We start from the raw sequence: 14,356 nt of genomic DNA on the forward strand, positions 1-14,356 counted from the left end.
AGGATGTTGTAAGAGAAAGGGTATTAGGCATGCAAAGAGAAAAGCTTTCCGCTCTGATGGATGGAGAAAGCATTGATAATGAAGTTATCAATGGACTGTCCCAAGATAGAACGCTTCAGCAAAGTTGGCATCGCTACCACCTGATTCGCGATACTCTACGTGGAGATATTGGCGAAGTGGTTCATTTCGATATAGCAGACAAAGTCTCAGCTGCACTGGCGCTGGAGCCAACACTATCTGGCGTTGCTAAACCGGTGGTATCACAGCCTCATCCGGCAACCTGGCAGAAGATGCCATTCTGGCATAAAGTTCGCCCATGGTTTGCTCAGGTTGGGCAAATTGGTGTGGCAGCCTGTGTATCTTTGGCGGTGATTGTTGGTGTTCAGCAGTACAACCAACAGGGCACTGACAGTACGCCAGATTCTCCGGTATTTAATACCATTCCGTTAGGCGGACAGGCATCCCCGGTCAGTTTTGATGTGGCAACTGAAGGCGCTCAGAATACTAATCAACAGGTTCTGGAGCAGCGTAAACGTATTAACGCTATGCTGCAGGACTACGAATTACAACGACGTTTACACGCGGAACAGCTGAAAATCGCACCAAGGGCTGATACCAGTGCAAAAACCAGTAATTCTGCGTCAACAGGGTTAACTCAGTAGTCGATGAAACCAATCGCGTTTATTGTTTGTAGTTTGCTGGGGGGGCTCCCCCTGGCTGCGGTTTCCGCACCAAACCCTACAGAAGTTTTATTGCAGCAAATGACCAATGCCAGCCAAACTTTAAGCTATGAGTTCTCTTATGTGAACGTTAGCAAAGTTGGCATTGAATCTTTGCAGTACAGGCATTCTATACAAAATGGTAAACCGCTGGTTCAGCTAATCAATATGGACGGACCTCAGCGGGAGGCAATATTGCGCGGTATCGAAGTGAGTTACTTTGAACCGGGCATGGAGCCTTTTAGCATTCGCGGTGACCATATTGTTGATTCATTACCCTCTCTGGTGTTTGCCGATATTGATCGCTTAGAGCAAAACTATGATTTTGTTCCGGTGGGGCGTTCACGTATTGCTAATCGTATTTGTGATGTTGTACGGGTCGTGCCGCGCGATGGATTACGTTATAGCTACGTGGTTTGGTTAGATACTGAAACTAAATTGCCTTTGCGTACCGATTTACTCGATCGGGATGGTGATACGCTGGAACAGTTTCGCGTAGTGGCCTTTAGCGATGGTGATAGTGTAAAAGCCAAGATGGCCGACTTTTCGATGCCGGTTATGCCGCCGTTGTTAGCCGTTCCTCCCGGCGATAAACTAACCATGCGCTGGAGTGCCGGTTGGTTACCTCAAGGTTTTTCTGAATTCTCACGCAGTCGTCACACGGTTTCTGATTCGAAGAATAGCGTGGTGGAATCTCGACTCTATTCCGATGGGTTATTCAGTTTCTCACTGAATGTATCTCCTAACAGTTATCAGGGACCGACAAGTGAACATTCACTGCGTCAGGGACGTCGGACTATTCATACTGAAACCCGCAATAATGTAGAAATTACCGTCATTGGTGAATTACCTCCGGCCACGGCTAAACGCGTAGCTACCAGTGTTGTGGTAAATTAAGGCTGATAAATGTTACGTGAGTGGGCGACCGTTATCGACTGGCAGCAGGGTATTGCGACGTTACGCTGTGAACAGCAAGCGGGTTGCAGTAGCTGTCAGTCAAAAGCTTCCTGTGGTACACGTGTACTAAACAAGCTCGGGCCTCAGGTTATTCACGATCTGCAAATTCCGGTTGAGCAACCCTTATCACCAGGACAGCGCGTTGAGTTGGGGATCCCTGAGTCCGGCGTGCTGTTATCTGCATTGCTGGTGTATATGGTTCCCCTGTTGGGCATACTGCTCTGTTCTGGGCTGTTCTATTATTGGCTGGAAAGCGATATTGCCGCAGTTATTGGGGCTGTTATTGGGGGCGTTGTTGGTTTTGCTATTGCCCGTTTTTATGCTGCGAAATTTGCTACTAATGCATCAGTTCACCCGATCATATTGCAGATTGGCATTCCTTCTGTAAGCCAAACCGGGAATTAAATTTCATAGAATTCCTGCGTTCTTCCCGTTTTTATCTATTCTCAATAACACAATAGAAAAATCACCCCGCAGGGCGGAGTGATTGATTCAGGAAGTCGGGATGATGAAAGCGTTAAAAAGAACGCGATAGTGTAGATGACTTATTTATAAATGATCGCAGTACCGTGGATATTTTCGCTGGTAGATGCAGAGTTAACATAATAGTGGCTTGCACCCATCGCTTCGGCTTTAGCTGCCAGTTTACTTTCTAATGCAGATAAAGAGCGTGCATCGCTGGCAGAAACGGTGCCAATCTTATCCAAATTTTCTGCTTGAGTACGAGTCACTTGTTCAGCAGCAAGAGTGCTGAAAGATAATGTGGTAAGGATAGCGGCAGTTGCAATAAATTTGATGCTTTTCATGGTAGATAACTCCAGTTAATTAAAATGTTGAAAGATTGTTGTCTTTCGGTAACACACATTCTAGATGAACTGACCCGAATGAATAGCGGAGAGAATTGATTTACTTGTTCAATTTATTTGAATATTTAGAAAGATGATGTTCAATGCTTGAAGTTTCATTTTTTGTAATTTAACGCGATGACTGATTTCAGCGATAATTCGTCAGGAAAAAAAGAGTCGCGATAGCAGTTAACTGGTTAGCTGATAGCGTATGTTGCTATGTTTTAGTCATGGTGACGTGTAGAATGTCCGCCAGTTTAGAGATTAAGTGAATTTTTGCTGTGTGGGGATTTACAATATATTCCTTGCATCAGTGGGTTTCTGTATCAGCCGGATCTAGGTAAATGACTGATAATAAAAGTATAGCAAATAAGAATATAAGAAACTTTTCGATCATCGCCCACATTGACCACGGTAAGTCGACGTTGTCCGACCGTATTATTCAAATTTGTGGCGGGTTGAGCGATCGTGAAATGGCGGCACAGGTTCTGGATTCTATGGATCTGGAGCGGGAGCGTGGCATTACCATTAAAGCGCAAAGCGTGACGCTGGATTATAAGTCACAGGATGGTCAAACCTATCAGTTGAACTTTATCGATACTCCGGGGCACGTTGACTTCTCTTATGAAGTGTCACGTTCATTGGCGGCTTGTGAAGGTGCGCTGCTGGTCGTTGATGCCGGACAAGGGGTGGAAGCCCAAACGCTGGCAAACTGCTACACCGCTATTGAAATGGATCTGGAAGTGGTTCCGGTTCTGAATAAGATCGATTTACCGGCAGCGGACCCCGATCGTGCTGCACAGGAAATCGAAGACATTGTCGGAATCGACGCTACCGATGCTGTTCGCTGTTCGGCCAAAACCGGTATGGGTGTACCTGATGTGCTGGAACGCTTAGTTCGCGATATTCCACCTCCATCAGGTTCAGCCGATGAGCCGTTACAGGCGCTGATAATCGATTCATGGTTTGATAACTATCTTGGCGTTGTGTCGTTAGTACGAATTAAAAATGGCGTACTGCGTAAAAACGATAAGATTAAAGTGATGAGCACTGGCCAAACTTACGGCGTGGATCGTTTAGGTATTTTTACACCGAAGCGGATAGATACCGAAGCCTTAGGCTGCGGCGAAGTAGGCTGGGTGGTTTGTGCCATCAAAGATATTCTCGGTGCACCGGTGGGGGATACCCTGACCAATGCGCATAAGCCAGCAGAAAAAGCGCTGCCGGGCTTTAAAAAAGTCAAACCTCAGGTCTATGCGGGTCTGTTCCCCATCAGTTCTGATGATTATGAAGCATTCCGTGATGCATTGGGCAAATTAAGCCTGAATGACGCCTCTCTGTTTTATGAACCAGAAAACTCAACGGCGCTGGGCTTTGGCTTCCGCTGTGGCTTCCTGGGTCTGCTACATATGGAGATTATTCAGGAACGTCTGGAACGTGAATATGATCTTGATCTGATCACTACCGCACCAACGGTGGTATACGAGGTGATCACTACCACGGGTGAGACGGTTTATGTCGACAGCCCGTCTAAGCTGCCGCCGTTGAACAATATCGAAGAGCTGCGCGAACCTATCGCGGAGTGCCATATGTTATTGCCGCAGGAATTTCTGGGTAATGTCATCACGCTGTGTATTGAGAAGCGTGGTGTGCAGACCAATATGGTGTATCACGGCAATCAGGTTGCCCTGAGTTATGATATTCCGATGGCGGAAGTGGTTCTGGACTTCTTTGACCGATTGAAGTCAACCTCTCGTGGTTATGCCTCACTGGATTATGGTTTTAAACGCTTCCAGACCTCTGACATGGTACGGGTAGATGTACTGATTAACGGCGATCGGGTAGATGCCCTGGCATTGATCACTCACCGGGATAATTCACAAAACCGCGGTCGCGATCTGGTAGAAAAAATGCGTGAACTTATTCCGCGTCAGCAGTTTGATATTGCGATTCAGGCCGCTATTGGTAACCACGTGATTGCCCGCTCCACGGTTAAACAATTACGCAAAAACGTATTGGCCAAATGTTACGGCGGCGACGTGAGCCGTAAGAAAAAGCTATTGCAGAAACAGAAAGATGGTAAGAAGCGCATGAAGCAAGTGGGGAACGTCGAAGTTCCTCAGGAAGCGTTCCTGGCTATTCTTCACGTTGGTAAATAAGTAATAAGGAGTTCGCATGGCGAATATGTTTGCCTTAATTTTAGCTGTGGCCACGCTGGTGACGGGAATCATCTGGTGTCTGGACCGCTTTAAGTGGGCGCCTGCGCGACGCATTAAGATCGAAGCTCTCAGGGTTGAGACCGACGGAAAGATTGATGGTAAAGCGCTGGCCAGGGTGGCCAGGCAGCCAGGCTGGATTGAAAGCTGTGTTTCTGTGTTTCCCGTATTGGCGGTTGTGTTTGTTCTGCGCTCTTTTTTATATGAGCCTTTTCAAATTCCATCCGGTTCCATGATGCCAACGCTGCTGATCGGTGATTTTATTCTGGTAGAGAAGTATGCCTATGGCATTAAAGATCCTATTACCCAGACAACACTGATTAAAACAGGTACTCCACAGCGTGGTGATATTGCGGTATTTAAATATCCTCTGGATAAGAATATCGATTATATCAAGCGTGTAGTAGGGTTGCCGGGAGATACCGTTCATTTTGATCCAACGTCGAAAAAGTTAACTATCACTCCAGCCTGTCCTACCGCTAAAGAGTGTAAACCGGCGTCTGAGCTGGAGTATTCTGAGTTGGAGAAAAGCAGCTGGTTTATTGGCTTTGAGCCCTCTGCCGGTGGTGCTAATCAGATGACCACGCGCTTCATTGATACTAAAACTGAAGCAGAACGCGCTGAAGGTTTACGCGGTGTGTATATGGTTGAACGTAACGAAAAACTGGGCGATGAGTTCCATCAGACGTTAATGATTCCTGGTGTGGCAAACAGCGCGGGTGATTATTATCAACAACCTGGTGCTCCGGTTAATACCTGGATTGTGCCGGAAGGCAAATACTTCATGATGGGTGATAACCGCGACAATAGTGCGGATAGCCGTTTCTGGGGTTTTGTACCGGAAGAGAACTTTGTTGGTAAAGCAACAGGGATCTGGATGAGCTTTGAAAAACAAGAAGGTGAGTGGCCAACCGGTATACGTTTTAGTCGTATTGGCGGAATTCACTAATTCGTTCTAAGTTATACTGTCTCAGATGTGAATAGTCCGGATTTATAACCCCTTAGATCCGGATTTTTTTATTATCTCGCCATAACATAGTAGTGCTTTAGCTGGATAACCGTTAAGCTAGGCCGTTATTTTTTCTCGTTTGGAACAATTTGTTGGTAATGCATGAACCCCATCATCATTGAGAGGCTACAGCGAAAGCTGGGTTATACGTTTCAACAGCAATCGCTTTTACAGCAAGCTCTGACACATCGAAGTGCCAGCAGTAAACATAATGAACGTCTGGAGTTTTTGGGCGATTCTATCCTGAGTTTTGTTATTGCTGATGCACTTTATCAGCGCTTTCCTCGCGTAGATGAAGGCGACATGAGCCGTATGCGCGCGACGCTGGTGAGAGGCAACACGCTGGCTGAAATGGGACGTGAGTTCGATTTAGGTGAATGTCTGCGTCTGGGGCCGGGTGAATTGAAAAGCGGTGGTTTCCGCCGTGAATCTATTTTAGCTGATACGGTAGAAGCATTAATCGGTGCGGTTTATCTTGATAGTGATATTCATCGTGTTCAGCAATTGATTTTGGCCTGGTATCAAAGTCGTTTAGATGAGATCAGCCCGGGTGATAAACAAAAAGATCCAAAAACTCGTCTGCAAGAGTTTTTACAGGGTCGTCATTTGCCATTACCCAGCTATTTGGTAACTCAAGTGAAAGGGGAAGCCCACGATCAGGAGTTTACTATTCACTGTCAGGTGAGTGGTATCAACGATGCCATTATCGGTATTGGTTCCAGTCGCCGTAAGGCAGAACAAGCTGCAGCAGAGCAGGCGCTGAAACATTTAGGTCTGGAATAATCAATACAGTGCGCTCATTTTAATCGGGTGAGCGCATTAGCTAAATGTCTTTGCCGGTGTTTTATCAACGGATTGATAATCGATGAGCATACTACTCCCATTTCTTTATTTTCTTGCTCCTTTCTGTTTTATTGCCGGTAGTGCAATTCTGGTTATTGCTATTTTACGAGCACGGAAAATAATTTCTCCCAACACGCGCTATGTTTTTCCGGCCACGCCAGAGTCTGAACAAGAGGTCGACCTTCCGGAATCTGGACGATATGTGATTTCGGTAGTTATACCCCCATTAAAGTTTATTGTTGGGGTTGCTCATTTTTCAGCTAAATTTTCTGTTAAAGAAATCAATTCCGCACAAAGTATCGAATACACATCCTTTAGCCGCTTTAACCTGTTTACCGTACGGCGAACAGATATGCGTGGTAACATGTCACTTCCTTTAGGTTATTTCCAGTGCGACAGACCCGGAAAATATCAGGTGGCCTGTACCACTCCAGAGAAGATTCGCCCCGAATTTAAATTAGAAGTCGCCCCTTACACTCGCCCAATCGTATTCGGTGCACTGGTTCCTGTTATCATTATCGGCAGCGGTTTAACGTTGGTTGGACTTATTGCCATGCTGGCAGCCAGCCTTGGGCGATTGTAGTGAATAAAGTGGTAATTATTCCTTAGCTTTTTTCTTTTGATCTTTCTATTTGAGCCCATGACTTAATCACTTCTCTCATCCCAGCCAGTGATATCAAACCACCCCAATCAATGCTAATATTACCCACATTCACAACGAAAACCGCTGAGCAAAGATCAACCACGCTCACGCCTGCTTATTAGCAAATACATTAAAATCAACTCATAAAAATTAATTGATTGATTTTAATGAATAAATAATTCGTTATATTTAGGATTGGAATGACAACAGATAATCAATTAACCGATACGGATAAGCAATACTGTGGCTTTATTGCTATCGTGGGCCGCCCTAACGTTGGTAAATCAACATTGCTGAACCAGCTTTTAGGTCAGAAGGTATCGATTACTTCACGTAAAGCGCAAACCACTCGTCACCGTATTATGGGAATTCACACCGAAGGGCCTTATCAGGCAATTTATGTGGATACCCCGGGGTTACATATTGAAGAAAAACGCGCCATCAACCGCCTGATGAACCGGGCTGCCAGCAGCTCGATTGGTGATGTCGAGCTGGTGATCTTTGTGGTGGAAGGTACCCACTGGACACCTGATGATGAAATGGTCGTAAATAAGCTGCGCAGCTTAAAATGCCCGGTTATTCTGGCTATCAACAAAGTGGATAACGTTACGGATAAAGAAGCGTTACTGCCACACATGGCTTTCTTAAGCCAGCAGATGAACTTTATGGATATTGTTCCTATCTCCGCAGAGAAGAACATGAATCTTGATACTATCGCCGGTATCGTGCGTAAACTGCTACCGGAAGCGGAGCACCACTTCCCTGAAGATTACATTACCGATCGCTCTCAGCGCTTTATGGCTTCTGAAATTATTCGTGAGAAGCTGATGCGTTTTCTGGGGGAAGAACTGCCTTATTCAGTTACGGTGGAAATTGAACGCTTCGTGACTAACGAGCGCGGTGGCTATGACATTAATGGTTTGATTCTGGTCGAGCGTGAAGGCCAGAAGAAGATGGTTATTGGTAACAAAGGTCAAAAAATCAAAACTATCGGTATTGAAGCCCGTCACGATATGGAAGAGATGTTCGAAGCCAAAGTTCATCTGGAGCTTTGGGTGAAAGTGAAATCAGGCTGGGCGGATGATGAACGAGCATTGCGCAGTCTGGGATATACCGACGACCTCTGAAGGTAAGCATGATTGACGGCTGGCAACGGGCTTTTGTTCTGCACGGACGACCTTACAGTGAAACCAGTTTACTACTGGATCTGTTTACAGAAAGTCACGGTAGAATAAAGTTATTAGCCAAAGGTGCCCGCGGTCGTCGCTCACACTTAAAGGGCTGCTTGCAGCCCTTTACGCCTCTTTTGGTTCGCTGGGGCGGGAAAGGTGGAGTTAAAACGTTACGCGCCGCGGAAGCCGTTTCCCTTTCGTTACCACTCTCTGGCCTGACCCTGTATAGCGGCCTTTACGTGAATGAAGTGCTGGACAGAGTACTGGAAGCCGAAACGCCATACTCCTCGCTGTTTTTCGATTATTTAGAATGTATTCAATCGCTTGCTGGTGTTTCTGGTTCGCCTGAGCGCATCCTTCGTCGTTTTGAACTCGCTTTGCTGAGCCACTTGGGATATGGCATCGATTTTCTACACTGTGCTGGCAGCGGTGAACCAGTCACCGATCAGATGACTTACCGCTATCGGGCAGAAAAAGGGTTTATTGCCAGTCTGGTGGTAGACCACTTCTCTTTTACCGGCCGTGATTTACAGGCTTTGGCCAATCGGGAGTTTCCCGATGTTGATACGCTTAAAGCCGCCAAACGTTTTACCCGCATCGCACTGAAACCCTATTTAGGGGGCAAGCCGCTGAAAAGTCGTGAGCTGTTCCGCCAGTTTACCATTAAGAAACCCTCCTCAGACTCGGCGTTGCCCGTTGATGAACCGTAATCATTAAAGGTTTACACCTTGTTCAGCAGTTAAAATTTCTGATTTGATTTTCTTTTCTGATTAAATCCGGTAAAAGAATGGAGCAGATTTTTTAGTCCATTCTGAATATCAGGCGTTATATCACACCGGATTGTGGTTAAAACGATTGGAAAATGAAAAATGTCAGCCTCTGGCGTTGGAAAGGCATTCATTAACTTTTAAGGTGGAGTCATGTCGGATTTATTGTTAGGCGTTAATATCGACCATATTGCAACTTTACGTAATGCTCGTGGTACCCAGTATCCCGATCCGGTTCAGGCAGCGTTTATTGCCGAACAGGCGGGGGCGGATGGTATTACTATCCATCTACGGGAAGATCGCCGCCACATTACCGATCGGGATGTTAAATTGCTTAGCCAGACCATTCAGACCCGTATGAATCTGGAAATGGCGGTAACCGATGAGATGGTGGGTATTGCCTGTGAAATAAAACCAGCATTCTGCTGTCTGGTTCCGGAAAAACGCCAGGAAGTGACCACTGAGGGTGGGTTAGATGTGGCCGGTCAAATCGATAAAATGACGGTAGCGGTCGGGCGTCTGGTGGAAGCAGGTATTTCCGTATCCTTATTTATAGATGCAGACCATCGTCAAATTGATGCAGCCGTAGCGGTTGGCGCCACTTTTATTGAAATCCATACCGGTCGTTATGCCGATGCAGAAAATGAGCTGGAGCGTGAAGCTGAACTGCTGCGTATTGCTCAGGCGGCTACTTATGCAGCCGGTAAAGGTTTGCATGTGAATGCCGGACACGGATTGACTTACCATAACGTTCAGGCAATTGCCGCGTTGCCTGAAATTTATGAGCTGAATATTGGGCACGCTATTATTGGCAGGGCAGTAATGTCAGGATTACATGCAGCAGTGGCGGATATGAAGGCATTGATGCTGGCGGCAAGAAAGTAATGTTATTTTAGTTGCTATCAGAACGACATCGCCCCGCGATTAGCGGGGCGACAGAGACAGAATCACTAAGTAGCTTTTAAATTATCATTTACTCTGTTTCGATAAAATCAATCGCTTCTCTTCTGACATTTTCGAATTCATCTAACAGCTCCATCCATTCAGGTTCCAGATCTTCCGGTGCGGTTCCATTACGCAGCTGGCTCTCCAGATACTGACACAGTTGCTTCAAGCGTGGTACACCGCTGTAACTACAGCTTCCATGCAGCTTATGAATGATATTTATGATGTCATCATCTTTATTGCCATCCAATACGGCCTGAACCCGTTCTTCAACTTCAGACAAGAAATCGACCAATATTTTTAGCAAATCACGAGCCAAATCTTCTTTATTTGCCGCCTGACGTAGTGCCAGTTCCCAATCCAGCGATGTCGATGCTACGGTAGCGGGTCTGGTTTCCATGCGACTTGCCGGAATAAGCGGCTCTTTAGTCTGAATGCTTAATGGAATGCGGCACTGGGCTTTTAGCACATTAAACAGCATATCTTCGTTTATAGGTTTAGCCAGATAGTCGTCCATTCCCGCATTCATCAGACGTTCTCGCTCGCCAATCGCAGCGTGAGCAGTGACCGCAACAATTGGCGTAGTGATATGGTTTGGTAACTTACGAATCAGCTCAGCGGCTTTAATACCGTCAATTTCCGGCATTTGAATATCCATCAGGATAATATCCAGATCGTGTTTTTTCGCCTGAGCGATCGCTTCTTCTCCGCTGTGGCACAGAATCACGCTGGAAACCAGATCTTCAAGTAATACGCCAATCAGTTTCAGGTTTGCCGGATTATCATCAACGGCCATGACGGTCAGTGGCAGATGATGCGTTTTTTCTATTACCTGTGGTTCAGGCGATGACTGCGCTGCCAGTAAAGCATTAAACAGTCGATTACGCGAAAGTGGCTTAAACAGACAGGCCTGAGCTCCGGCTTGCTTCAGGGTTTCCGCATCCATATGAGGTTGATTTGGAATCGCCAGAATCAAACGTTCAGAAAGCGATAGCGCCTGCTTCATTGCGCCGTTGGTGTATTTATCAATATCATCGGTAGCAATGGGGACACCATGCAAAACGATATCGTATTGCTGATGCTTCTCTGGAATCTGATCGAAATTATCATAATGAATAACTTCTACCGGCTCTGACTGGAAGATATTTAGCGTAGCCTGGGTTGCGGCTGGATTAGCTTCCACATACAGAATTCGTTGACCAGACAGCTTGGTCAGATGGCGGCCATCACCCAGAATAGAGCGGTCACTTAGCTCCAGATTAATATGGAACCAGAAGGTTGAACCTTTATGCAACTGACTGTGGAAACAGATATCACCACCCATTTCCTTCACTAAACGCTGAGTGATCACCAGACCCAAGCCGGTACCACCATGACGACGGGAAATACTCGCGTCTGCCTGACGGAAGGCCTGGAACAGCTGTGACTGCTGGCGTTCAGAAATACCGATACCGGTGTCGTGAACCTGAATCTCAATATCGGCACTGTTTTCATGCAGCATACGTAGTTCGATATTGATATCAATATTGCCCTGTTCAGTGAACTTGATGGCATTTCCCAGCAAGTTCATGATCACTTGCTGTAAGCGTAATGGGTCACCTACGATGTTATCCGGCACATCATTATTAATGTTTAGCGTCAGTTCCAGCGATTTCTCATGAGCACTATGAGCCAGCAGGATTGCCGTTTCATCGACGGTATCCCTCAGTGAGAACGGAATGTGTTCTAACACCAGTTTACCGGCTTCCAGCTTGGAGAAATCCAGCACATCATTGATGATGTTTAGCAGGTTGTTAGCCGAGCGCTCAATGGTTTGCAGATAATCAGTTTGCGTTGGCGTCAACGATGTTTTCAGCGTTTGACGAGTGAAGCCAATCACACCATTAAGCGGTGTTCGTAACTCATGGGACATGTTGGCCAGGAACTCTGATTTAATTCTGGCCGCTTCCTGAGCGCGTTTTTTGGCCAGATCCAGCTCTACGTTCTGGATCTCCATCTGCTCCAGTGTTTCCCGCAGATCAGAAGTGGCCTGATCGATATTTTGCTGCATCTCTTCATGATAAGCGGCAAGGGACATGGCCATCGAGTTTATCCCGTTTTTCAACATGTCCAATTCGCCCAGCATATAGCCTTCAACCCGGCTATCGAGCTGACCACGACGAATACGGTCTACGGTGTTAACCATGTTGCGGATTGGGCCGGTCACATCGCGCATCAGGCGATAGGCAAACAGCATGGCAATACATAAACAGAGGCTAAGCAATAAAGTAGCGACGAAAATTTCTTTATATTGCTGCAATCGAACGGTACGTAAATCCAGCTCGATGGCAATATAGCCCAGCGTGCTATGGCCGGGTTCCAAACTGACATCCATATCCGGTAGCTGATTTTCCGAGACAATAGGCGTTCTGAGAATTAATGAATCCCCTTTAGTAGTAACGGTTAAATCATCCGGAATTGCCGCCCCCTTGGGCAGCTGTAATAAGGTATAATTTTGATGGAAGTTAGAAGTCACTAATAAGTGATTTTGCGTGTCAAAAACAGCAATAGAACGCACGATATTTGAGTGGCGTCGGTGTAACATACTGACCAATTGACGAACGCCTTCGCGGTTACTGAACGTCATGCCATATTCACTGGCAATGGCAAGAGGTTCAATGATGCTGGAGCCAGAATCAACTAGCTGGTCCTGTAGCTCGTTATAGCGGTGAACCACGAAAAAGGTACTGATCAGAAGCCCGATTAACAGGGTTGGGGCAAGGATCAGTATCATCATGCGGGCCCGAAGGCTGTATTTGGTCATAAGGTTCCAATATGGGACGACAATATGTGACAATTAGCGACTTAGTGACATACCCGATTGTATAGATAGTAATAAACTACGGAAATCTTTATTCAAATATTATGGCGCAATTTTACTCGCCCGGTCGCCGCAAGGCGGCACAACAAACTATCAATATTATTCCCCATGACCTTGATACTCAAGGGCAAGGGGTTGCTCGCGATAACGGAAAAACGATCTTTATTTCTGGCGCGCTTCCTCAGGAGCAGGTTGAAGCGCAGATTTACGAGAATAAACGAAATTATTCTAAAGCCAAAACGATCCGTATTTTATCGCCGAGCCCGCAGCGAATGACACCGCTTTGCTCACATTATGGTATTTGCGGAGGCTGTAATCAGCAACATGTTTCCACAGATTTGCAGCATAGTAGCAAATCTAAAGCGCTCAGCCAGCTGTTTAAACGAGAAACTGGGTTAAATCCTGTTCAGGGGAGCGTGATTTTTGCTCAGGGATATCATTATCGCCGCCGTGCCCGCTTGGGGTTGCAGTATCAGGTGAAGCAGCAACATTTACAGATGGGCTTTCGTCAGCGTGCTTCTAATGATTTAGTGGAAATGACGGAATGTCCGATTCTGGTTTCTGAACTGGAACAATTACTGGTTCCTTTGAGAGATTGCCTGAGTGCGCTCTCGGTAGTAAAAAAACTGGGGCATGCCGAGCTGGTAATGGCAGATAACGGGCCGCTGTTGGTACTGCGTCATTTAGTGCCATTGCCAGAAAGCGATCGCCAACATTTGCTCCAGTTTGCTGAACAGCATCAGATAGCGATTTATCTGGCGAGTGAGAGTGATTCACTGGAGCGATTAATGGGTGAAGAGCCTGATTATCGGGTGGATGATTTAACCCTTGGCTTTAATCCACGAGATTTTATTCAGGTTAATGCTGGTGTTAATCAGTTAATGATTCAGCAGGCACTCGACTGGTTGGAACTACAGCCGACCGATCGGGTATTGGATCTATTTTGCGGCATGGGAAACTTTACGTTGCCTATCGCTAAGCGTGCTTTACGGGTTACTGGAGTGGAAGGTGTAGAGGCTTTGGTAACCAGAGGGCAACAAAATGCTCGCATAAATGGCTTATTAAATGTTGAGTTTTTGCACCACAATTTAGAACAGGATGTCAGTCAACAGTCGTGGGCGAGCGAAGGTTTTGATAAAGTGTTGTTAGATCCTGCCAGAGCAGGAGCAGCGGAAGCCATGTCGCAAATCGTCAGCTTAAACCCTGAGCGCATTGTGTATGTCTCCTGTAATCCATTGACACTGGTGGAAGACAGTAAAGTTCTGTTGTCAGGCGGATACCAGTTAAACCAATTACGTATGCTGGATATGTTTCCGCAAACGGGGCATATTGAGTCAATGGCGCTATTTATTAAGAAGTAAGAATCCTGATAGTCAGTAA

General features: G+C 46.2%; 13 protein-coding genes. 11 read left to right on the plus strand and 2 right to left on the minus strand.

Features of this window, described 5'->3' with window-relative positions:
• Window positions 1-29 precede the first annotated feature (29 nt).
• From rseA to rseC, 3 genes are read left to right on the plus strand one after another with little or no spacing between them, the layout of a single operon-like run.
• On the plus strand, window positions 30-662 hold the full coding sequence (gene rseA, locus I2494_RS06940; RefSeq protein WP_218466354.1) for an anti-sigma-E factor RseA: 633 nt from the start codon (window positions 30-32) through the stop codon (window positions 660-662).
• Window positions 663-665: 3 nt separating this feature from the next.
• A complete protein-coding gene (rseB, locus tag I2494_RS06945) occupies window positions 666-1,616 on the plus strand; it encodes a sigma-E factor regulatory protein RseB (RefSeq protein WP_218466355.1) in 951 nt (316 codons plus the stop codon).
• Window positions 1,617-1,625: 9 nt separating this feature from the next.
• The gene (rseC, locus tag I2494_RS06950) at window positions 1,626-2,081 is read left to right on the plus strand and encodes a SoxR-reducing system protein RseC (RefSeq protein ID WP_218466356.1); all 456 of its coding nucleotides are present in this window, start codon (window positions 1,626-1,628) and stop codon (window positions 2,079-2,081) included.
• Between the two features lie 140 nt (window positions 2,082-2,221).
• On the opposite strand, the gene bhsA is transcribed toward rseC, so the two are convergent.
• Window positions 2,222-2,482, minus strand: coding sequence for a multiple stress resistance protein BhsA (gene bhsA / locus I2494_RS06955; protein ID WP_218466357.1), 261 nt, complete (start codon window positions 2,480-2,482; stop codon window positions 2,222-2,224).
• A 383-nt stretch (window positions 2,483-2,865) separates the two neighbouring features.
• On the opposite strand from bhsA, the gene lepA reads away from it, so the two are divergent.
• The 7 genes from lepA to pdxJ all read left to right on the plus strand — a co-directional run bounded on the left by lepA (window position 2,866) and on the right by pdxJ (window position 10,056).
• Entirely contained in the window at window positions 2,866-4,680 is a 1,815-nt protein-coding gene (gene lepA / locus I2494_RS06960) for a translation elongation factor 4 (RefSeq protein ID WP_218466358.1), read from the plus strand.
• Between the two features lie 16 nt (window positions 4,681-4,696).
• Complete coding sequence (gene lepB / locus I2494_RS06965) at window positions 4,697-5,686, plus strand: signal peptidase I (protein ID WP_218466359.1); 990 nt, start codon at window positions 4,697-4,699, stop codon at window positions 5,684-5,686.
• Window positions 5,687-5,848: 162 nt separating this feature from the next.
• Complete coding sequence (gene rnc, locus I2494_RS06970) at window positions 5,849-6,529, plus strand: ribonuclease III (RefSeq protein WP_218466360.1); 681 nt, start codon at window positions 5,849-5,851, stop codon at window positions 6,527-6,529.
• Between the two features lie 82 nt (window positions 6,530-6,611).
• Window positions 6,612-7,172 (plus strand): hypothetical protein, encoded by a 561-nt coding sequence (locus I2494_RS06975; RefSeq protein WP_218466361.1) that lies wholly within the window; start codon window positions 6,612-6,614, stop codon window positions 7,170-7,172.
• 260 nt (window positions 7,173-7,432) lie between these two features.
• Complete coding sequence (gene era / locus I2494_RS06980) at window positions 7,433-8,359, plus strand: GTPase Era (protein WP_130592054.1); 927 nt, start codon at window positions 7,433-7,435, stop codon at window positions 8,357-8,359.
• Window positions 8,360-8,370: 11 nt separating this feature from the next.
• Window positions 8,371-9,114: a DNA repair protein RecO gene (recO, locus tag I2494_RS06985; RefSeq protein WP_218466500.1), complete on the plus strand. Its 744-nt coding sequence runs from the start codon at window positions 8,371-8,373 to the stop codon at window positions 9,112-9,114.
• Window positions 9,115-9,324: 210 nt separating this feature from the next.
• Window positions 9,325-10,056: a pyridoxine 5'-phosphate synthase gene (pdxJ, locus tag I2494_RS06990; RefSeq protein WP_218466362.1), complete on the plus strand. Its 732-nt coding sequence runs from the start codon at window positions 9,325-9,327 to the stop codon at window positions 10,054-10,056.
• An 88-nt stretch (window positions 10,057-10,144) separates the two neighbouring features.
• Here the strand turns inward: pdxJ and barA are convergent, their stop codons facing one another.
• Window positions 10,145-12,919: a two-component sensor histidine kinase BarA gene (barA, locus tag I2494_RS06995; protein ID WP_218466363.1), complete on the minus strand. Its 2,775-nt coding sequence runs from the start codon at window positions 12,917-12,919 to the stop codon at window positions 10,145-10,147.
• A gap of 101 nt (window positions 12,920-13,020) precedes the next feature.
• Between barA and rlmD the strand changes: the two genes are divergently transcribed.
• Window positions 13,021-14,337, plus strand: a complete 1,317-nt coding sequence (gene rlmD, locus I2494_RS07000; protein ID WP_218466364.1) for a 23S rRNA (uracil(1939)-C(5))-methyltransferase RlmD — start codon at window positions 13,021-13,023, stop codon at window positions 14,335-14,337.
• The last annotated feature ends 19 nt before the right edge of the window (window positions 14,338-14,356 follow it).

Origin of the sequence: Limnobaculum allomyrinae, from assembly GCF_016649425.1 — a bacterium.
GTDB lineage: Bacteria > Pseudomonadota > Gammaproteobacteria > Enterobacterales > Enterobacteriaceae > Limnobaculum > Limnobaculum allomyrinae.

Coding starts and splice junctions, on each gene's coding strand:
- barA (WP_218466363.1), bottom strand. CDS start 12,919: ATGACCAAATACAGCCTTCGGGCCCGCATGATGATACTGATCCTTGCC.
- lepA (WP_218466358.1), top strand. CDS start 2,866: ATGACTGATAATAAAAGTATAGCAAATAAGAATATAAGAAACTTTTCG.
- rnc (WP_218466360.1), top strand. CDS start 5,849: ATGAACCCCATCATCATTGAGAGGCTACAGCGAAAGCTGGGTTATACG.
- era (WP_130592054.1), top strand. CDS start 7,433: ATGACAACAGATAATCAATTAACCGATACGGATAAGCAATACTGTGGC.
- rseC (WP_218466356.1), top strand. CDS start 1,626: ATGTTACGTGAGTGGGCGACCGTTATCGACTGGCAGCAGGGTATTGCG.
- bhsA (WP_218466357.1), bottom strand. CDS start 2,482: ATGAAAAGCATCAAATTTATTGCAACTGCCGCTATCCTTACCACATTA.
- pdxJ (WP_218466362.1), top strand. CDS start 9,325: ATGTCGGATTTATTGTTAGGCGTTAATATCGACCATATTGCAACTTTA.
- rlmD (WP_218466364.1), top strand. CDS start 13,021: ATGGCGCAATTTTACTCGCCCGGTCGCCGCAAGGCGGCACAACAAACT.
- rseA (WP_218466354.1), top strand. CDS start 30: ATGCAAAGAGAAAAGCTTTCCGCTCTGATGGATGGAGAAAGCATTGAT.
- rseB (WP_218466355.1), top strand. CDS start 666: ATGAAACCAATCGCGTTTATTGTTTGTAGTTTGCTGGGGGGGCTCCCC.
- I2494_RS06975 (WP_218466361.1), top strand. CDS start 6,612: ATGAGCATACTACTCCCATTTCTTTATTTTCTTGCTCCTTTCTGTTTT.
- lepB (WP_218466359.1), top strand. CDS start 4,697: ATGGCGAATATGTTTGCCTTAATTTTAGCTGTGGCCACGCTGGTGACG.